Genomic DNA, 5,052 nt, shown 5'->3' on the forward strand with positions numbered 1-5,052 from the left:
CGAAGACAGCCTATCGCGACCTCCAGAACGCCGCTGAACGCCTTCAAACTCGTAGGGTGAGCCTGCTCCTAGAACCGGATGGTGTCACCATCCGATCCAAACGCCGCCGCGTCACTTGCTGGGTTCAGACAGTCGATTATATTGACCAGGAAGGCCGGATTGAGATGCGCTTTGGTAAGGATATTCTCCCCTACTTGACCGGTCTTCAACGCGAGTTCACACGCTACGCCCTCTCTGACGTGGCCAAGATGACCAGTGCCTATGGCATCCGCCTTTACGAGCTACTGGTCCAATGGCCGGAAGGCCATCGCGAGGTAGCCTTAGACGATCTTCGCCGCTGGCTCCAACTGGAAGAGCGCTACCCCTCGATTAAGGATTTAAAGCGGAGGGTGCTTGATCCTGCCGTCGAACAAATCAATGAACACAGCCCCTTGATGCTGAGCTGGGGCCAGCGCAAGACCGGACGACGTGTCACACACCTGGTGTTCGACTATGCCCTCAAAAAGCCCACTAAGACGGCAAGCGGGGTTACTGATGCCGCGAAGAAGAAGCGCAAAAGTGGAAAATTGACGGACGCAGATATCACACGGCTGGCTCGTCCCGGAGAAACCTGGGAAACGGCACGCTCTCGACTTAACCAGATCCCTCTAGAAATATGATGCCTCTTCAATGCCCGCTATAGCGGCAGGTCTAGACCCTAGGCGATCATAAGAGCCATGCAGGATTAATATTTAGGTAAGGAGGGGAAGCATTGGCGGTGCATAAAATTGAGGGAAACCTCCGCATAGGCGGCATATATGAGTGTAATTTTGGGTCTTACAAATGCACTTCCGGCGGTCATACAGAAAAGCGGGATGAGGCTGATGGCAACGACCTGAACTACAGAATCCCCAATGAAATGATCAAACGCCGCCCAGTCGTAGTGATCAATAAACATCGTGGCCTATGCACTGTAATCCCAGTGTCTTCCACCCGAGAAAAAGAACACCGAAACCCTAAAAAAGACATGGTGCATGTAGGTATTTGCGTGCCTCTACAGGGGCATATTCCTAAAACGCATTTCTACGATGATTCACCATGCTGGGGCGTATGCTACGCAGCGCAGACCATTGATATAGGGCGTTTAAGAGACATCTACGACAAGAATACTTCCAGCTTTGTAAAAGCAACCGTACCTCCTGAAATGATTTTGAAGCTTCGCTTTGGGATCATCAAAGCCATCGGCCTTGGATCACTGGTTCCGGCGGAGGAAGAGGCAAGGGTCAACGATGCTCTAAGGCTCTGATAGCCGCGTCTTTTGCGGGTCGTCATTGACGCATACTCAAATTTGAGTAACACTGGCATCAGCCGTTTAGGCACGATTCAGTCTTTTGCCGTTTAGGCATCTAAAGCCCACCTCTCGAGGTGGGCTTTTTCGTTTCTGGCTTTACCCAACGCTCAAAAAGCGTAAGCATTCGCCCCAACACGCCAAAATTAACCAGCAAGGAAGCAGCAATGCGCATCATCGGATGGATACTGACAATTCTTGGCTGCGTATGGGCCTTCTCTGGGGTCATGCGAATTATCGTCGGATTTATGAGAGCGGTACCCGGCCCAGGTAAGAACATCGCCCTAGGTCTAATCACTCTAGCGCTAGCCGCACTCGCCATCTGGGCTGGCGGTAAGCTGAGAGCTAAAGCTGCTCATGCAAAATCGTTAAAAACGATTGGCTGACCTCAGACAGCTATTGGTAGGTGTGTTAGACGGACACCTAACCTTGTAACTCCTATAACTCAATGAGAAGCGTGCAAATGGAGATTGTCGTCGTAGTAATTGCAGTGGTCATTGGGCTGTTTGTGTTCAGCATGAGCAGAGGTAAAAAGGCAGTAAGGGCTTATGTTTACCTAGCTTCTCGAAGTGATGGCGCAAGCGAGGTGGAGGCGAACCTAGTTGCATCGAGGATTGATACGCATAGAGCTGGTCAGCTAAACGACGCAATGCTCATGTTCAATCGCCAATGCTACAACGGCAAGCAACTGGCAATGATTTCAGATGCAAGACTCGATGGGTTCAGCGGATAGCCCATATGGGCTTGCCTCATGTCGGCATTGCTTAACATACGTTTTTCCCGAATTCTGCGGACTCCCCCTCTAGAGACACATCAATAGCCATTCAAAATTATCCATTTCTCGTTATTTTTTCCTTCAGGCCCCCAGATTGTGCCTGCTTCCTTCGCATTCACTCGCGCACAAAGCCTTTTTTCAGGGCCGCATGTAGAGAGTTGCACCTTCCCGCCCTTAGCCTCTAGTGCAGCAACATTGGCTCGCAAATCCAAGATTTCGTTGGGACTGGGTACCAGAAGCATGGACAACCCCACGATGGAAGCCAGCAGCATGCAACTGGTCGAAGCCCAAATGGCGGCCCACTTCCAGCTGATCGAGTTTGCTGCTTGGTGCAGACTTTCTTCTGCCTGCTCAGCACGCGCCGTAACGCCCTGTAAGGCCTTTACAGCGGGAGTAACAGAATCGCCAAGAGTGGACTGGGTTTGCTGCTGGACGTTCGCTAAAGCGGCCTGAACAGCCTTCTCGACCGCGATCCGCGTTGCCTTCTCGATGATAAGCGCCGAGGCATGACCCGCTTTGTTCATCTCTTCAACGGCTGTGCCAGCTCGGGCTATGACCGCATTCAGTGCAACCTGTCGATCCTCCAGCTTTTTCAGTGCCTCACTGACAGCTTGCTGCTGCTCTTGGGCTACGGCCATCAGGCCAAATAGCTCCTGCTCACTGATGCTCAAATTCTTCCCCTTACATGCCGAAGTCAGGGCCGCCACGGCCTTTGCTTGGGCCTTTATCGTGGCTTAACTGGTCTTTTTCGAATCGTTTTAAGGCCGCTTTGGCCTGCTCTTGCCGTTCGAGTGCGGCGCGCTCCAGGGCAACTCTGTGCAGCTCGTTGGCCATGCGTTCGCGCTCCGCATCAATACGGGCGTTGAAGTCTTGGTTTTGCTGGAAACGAGCCTTGAAAGCGGCCATTCCATCAGCGGCGGTTTTAGCCACTTGTTCTCTTGCAGCCCGCTCTGCACGGGCTTTTTCAAAGTTGAAAATCTGTGCCGACACCATGCCCAACTCAGCCCGGTCGGTCACCAGTTCACGGGTATGGTCATTCGCCGCCGCTCGATCCAGAGCGCCCAACGGCGCCCGGCCTTTACGATCCGACTCACGCCGGATTTGCGTGACCCGCGGGCCTTCGTGAATGGTCGCCGGCCGATCCAGATCCGCCGCTCGATCCATGTCGCCGGCATCGAGCGCAGCGGCGCGCTGCTCGACCAACGAACGCCGATCCACCCGCGCTTCAACCCCAGCACGCTCCAGTGAAGAATTGGTTCGACCCTCGATCATGGCCCGTATCCACTCCACCTCTTGCGGGCCGCGCTTCACGTCGTCCAGTTCGCGGGTCTTCTCGCCCAACTGGCCCGACACATCAAGGCGGCGCGTGGTCATCAGGATATGGACGTGGTGATTGCGGTTGTCGCCCTCGCGGTCGGGGTGGTGAACGGCCAGCGTTCCCGCTGTGCCATAGCGATCGGCCAAGCCTTGGGCAATCGACTTAGCCAACTCTCGGCGTTGTACCTGGTCAAGTTCGTGAGGCAGTGCGACCAGCACTTCCCGGGCCACTCGGGCGTTCTTGCGAACCTCGGCGGCTTCGGCCTTGTTCCACAGTTCGGCACCTGACTGTGTAGCCATGCCGACCGGAGCAAATGACTCGACGTGATCCACGCCGGAACGACGGGTGTAGTCGTGAATTTCACCGGTACGCTCGTCGAGGATTCGCTCTGCATTCCGATACGCAGCGGCGGCAGTGGCGGAACGGCCACTGCTACGACTGACGGGTTTGACGGATGCGGAGTAGAGCGCCACGGTTTTGGATTCTCGATTTTCTTGTGATCTGTTTTTGATTTGTCGGCATCGCCGACCGCATGCAAACGTAGTTTGCGTAAGTGCGCCCTTCTCTTCTTTCAGGGTCTAACTGTGCACACCTATACTCTAGCGTAGAATGGCAAAAACAGACACCAGCAGAGGCAGAACCTACATGGCAGATTTAGACGAACTAAAACGAAAGCGTGACCAACTAACTGCCAAAATTCAGCAGGCAGAAGCACGACAACGAGCTACAGCTAAAAAGGCTGATGATCGGGTAAAAGTTCTGGTAGGTGCTGCGGTACTACATCAACAAACCCAATCTACTGACAAGCGTGCTGCCCTGTTGACGTTGCTGGATGGCTTCCTCACTCGTCCGGCTGAGCGATTGGCCGTCCTAGGAGAGGATGGGCAGGGCTCAGAGGCATTCAAACGTCTGGTATCCGGCAACTAACGCGCTGCGCTTGTTCGATGGGGGGTAAGCCAGCGCCGTACCGGCGCTGACCCACCCCCATCCTGATTGACCGCAAGCGAAGCGCGCAGACCGTAGGTAGCAGCGCGAAGGAGCGAAGCAGCCGCACGCAGGATTAGCGTCTTGCTCGGAAGTGGTCGGCGCACAGCGACTGGAGGGCTGCTGTTCTTGGATCTGAGCGCTGATTTTCGCATCAACTCCCTTCTTTTACTTTTTACTTTTCCCTTTTAGGCGGGCTGGAGGCCGCGTAAACCGTGGCCTCCAGCCTCCATAAAGGGACATATTGACGGTTTAAAGGGGACATATTGACGGTTTAAAGGGGACATATTGACGGTTTAAAGGGGACATATTGACGGTACTATGGGACAAGCCTAGGATGGTCCCATAATATCGGGGGCGTCATGGATCAAGACCGTCAGCTCGTTGTGAAATCGAATCACATCATTGAAGCATCGTACCGCCTGAGCGTTGCTGAGCAGCGCGTCATTCTCTCGGCGATAAGTCAGGTGCGCCGCGATAAACCCGTTACTGATGAGGTGCTGTACAGCGTCACAGCCGCCGAGCTTGCACAGCTCTGCGGAACCGATCCGAAGACAGCCTATCGCGACCTCCAGAACGCCGCTGAACGCCTTCAAACTCGTAGGGTGAGCCTGCTCCTAGAACCGGATGGTGTCACCATCCGATCCA

The 5,052-nt window shown here is 54.4% G+C and carries 7 protein-coding genes; 5 read left to right on the forward strand and 2 right to left on the reverse strand.

The annotated features are described in order from the left end of the window. From ACZRMH_RS25540 to ACZRMH_RS25550, 3 genes are all read left to right on the forward strand, one after another. Window positions 1–659 (forward strand): RepB family plasmid replication initiator protein (locus tag ACZRMH_RS25540; protein WP_464015788.1); only part of this gene is annotated, 659 nt, incomplete at its 5' end. Window positions 660–757: 98 nt separating this feature from the next. After that, the gene (locus ACZRMH_RS25545) at window positions 758–1,285 is read left to right on the forward strand and encodes a type II toxin-antitoxin system PemK/MazF family toxin (RefSeq protein WP_332875106.1); all 528 of its coding nucleotides are present in this window, start codon (window positions 758–760) and stop codon (window positions 1,283–1,285) included. A gap of 505 nt (window positions 1,286–1,790) precedes the next feature. Further along, complete coding sequence (locus ACZRMH_RS25550; RefSeq protein WP_463909867.1) at window positions 1,791–2,060, forward strand: hypothetical protein; 270 nt, start codon at window positions 1,791–1,793, stop codon at window positions 2,058–2,060. Window positions 2,061–2,140: 80 nt separating this feature from the next. Here the strand turns inward: ACZRMH_RS25550 and ACZRMH_RS25555 are convergent, their stop codons facing one another. Both ACZRMH_RS25555 and mobQ read right to left on the reverse strand, forming a co-directional pair. Continuing rightward, window positions 2,141–2,773, reverse strand: coding sequence for a hypothetical protein (locus ACZRMH_RS25555; RefSeq protein WP_463909865.1), 633 nt, complete (start codon window positions 2,771–2,773; stop codon window positions 2,141–2,143). 10 nt (window positions 2,774–2,783) lie between these two features. Beyond that, a complete protein-coding gene (mobQ, locus tag ACZRMH_RS25560; RefSeq protein WP_463909863.1) occupies window positions 2,784–3,893 on the reverse strand; it encodes a MobQ family relaxase in 1,110 nt (369 codons plus the stop codon). 172 nt (window positions 3,894–4,065) lie between these two features. Between mobQ and ACZRMH_RS25565 the strand changes: the two genes are divergently transcribed. After that, complete coding sequence (locus tag ACZRMH_RS25565) at window positions 4,066–4,347, forward strand: hypothetical protein (protein ID WP_198818513.1); 282 nt, start codon at window positions 4,066–4,068, stop codon at window positions 4,345–4,347. A gap of 419 nt (window positions 4,348–4,766) precedes the next feature. Continuing rightward, the coding region (locus tag ACZRMH_RS25570) for a replication initiation protein (RefSeq protein WP_464015789.1) at window positions 4,767–5,052 on the forward strand (286 nt) is incomplete at its 3' end.

The organism is Pseudomonas sp. B414, assembly GCF_055408445.1.

Coding starts and splice junctions, on each gene's coding strand:
- ACZRMH_RS25550 (WP_463909867.1), top strand. CDS start 1,791: ATGGAGATTGTCGTCGTAGTAATTGCAGTGGTCATTGGGCTGTTTGTG.
- ACZRMH_RS25565 (WP_198818513.1), top strand. CDS start 4,066: ATGGCAGATTTAGACGAACTAAAACGAAAGCGTGACCAACTAACTGCC.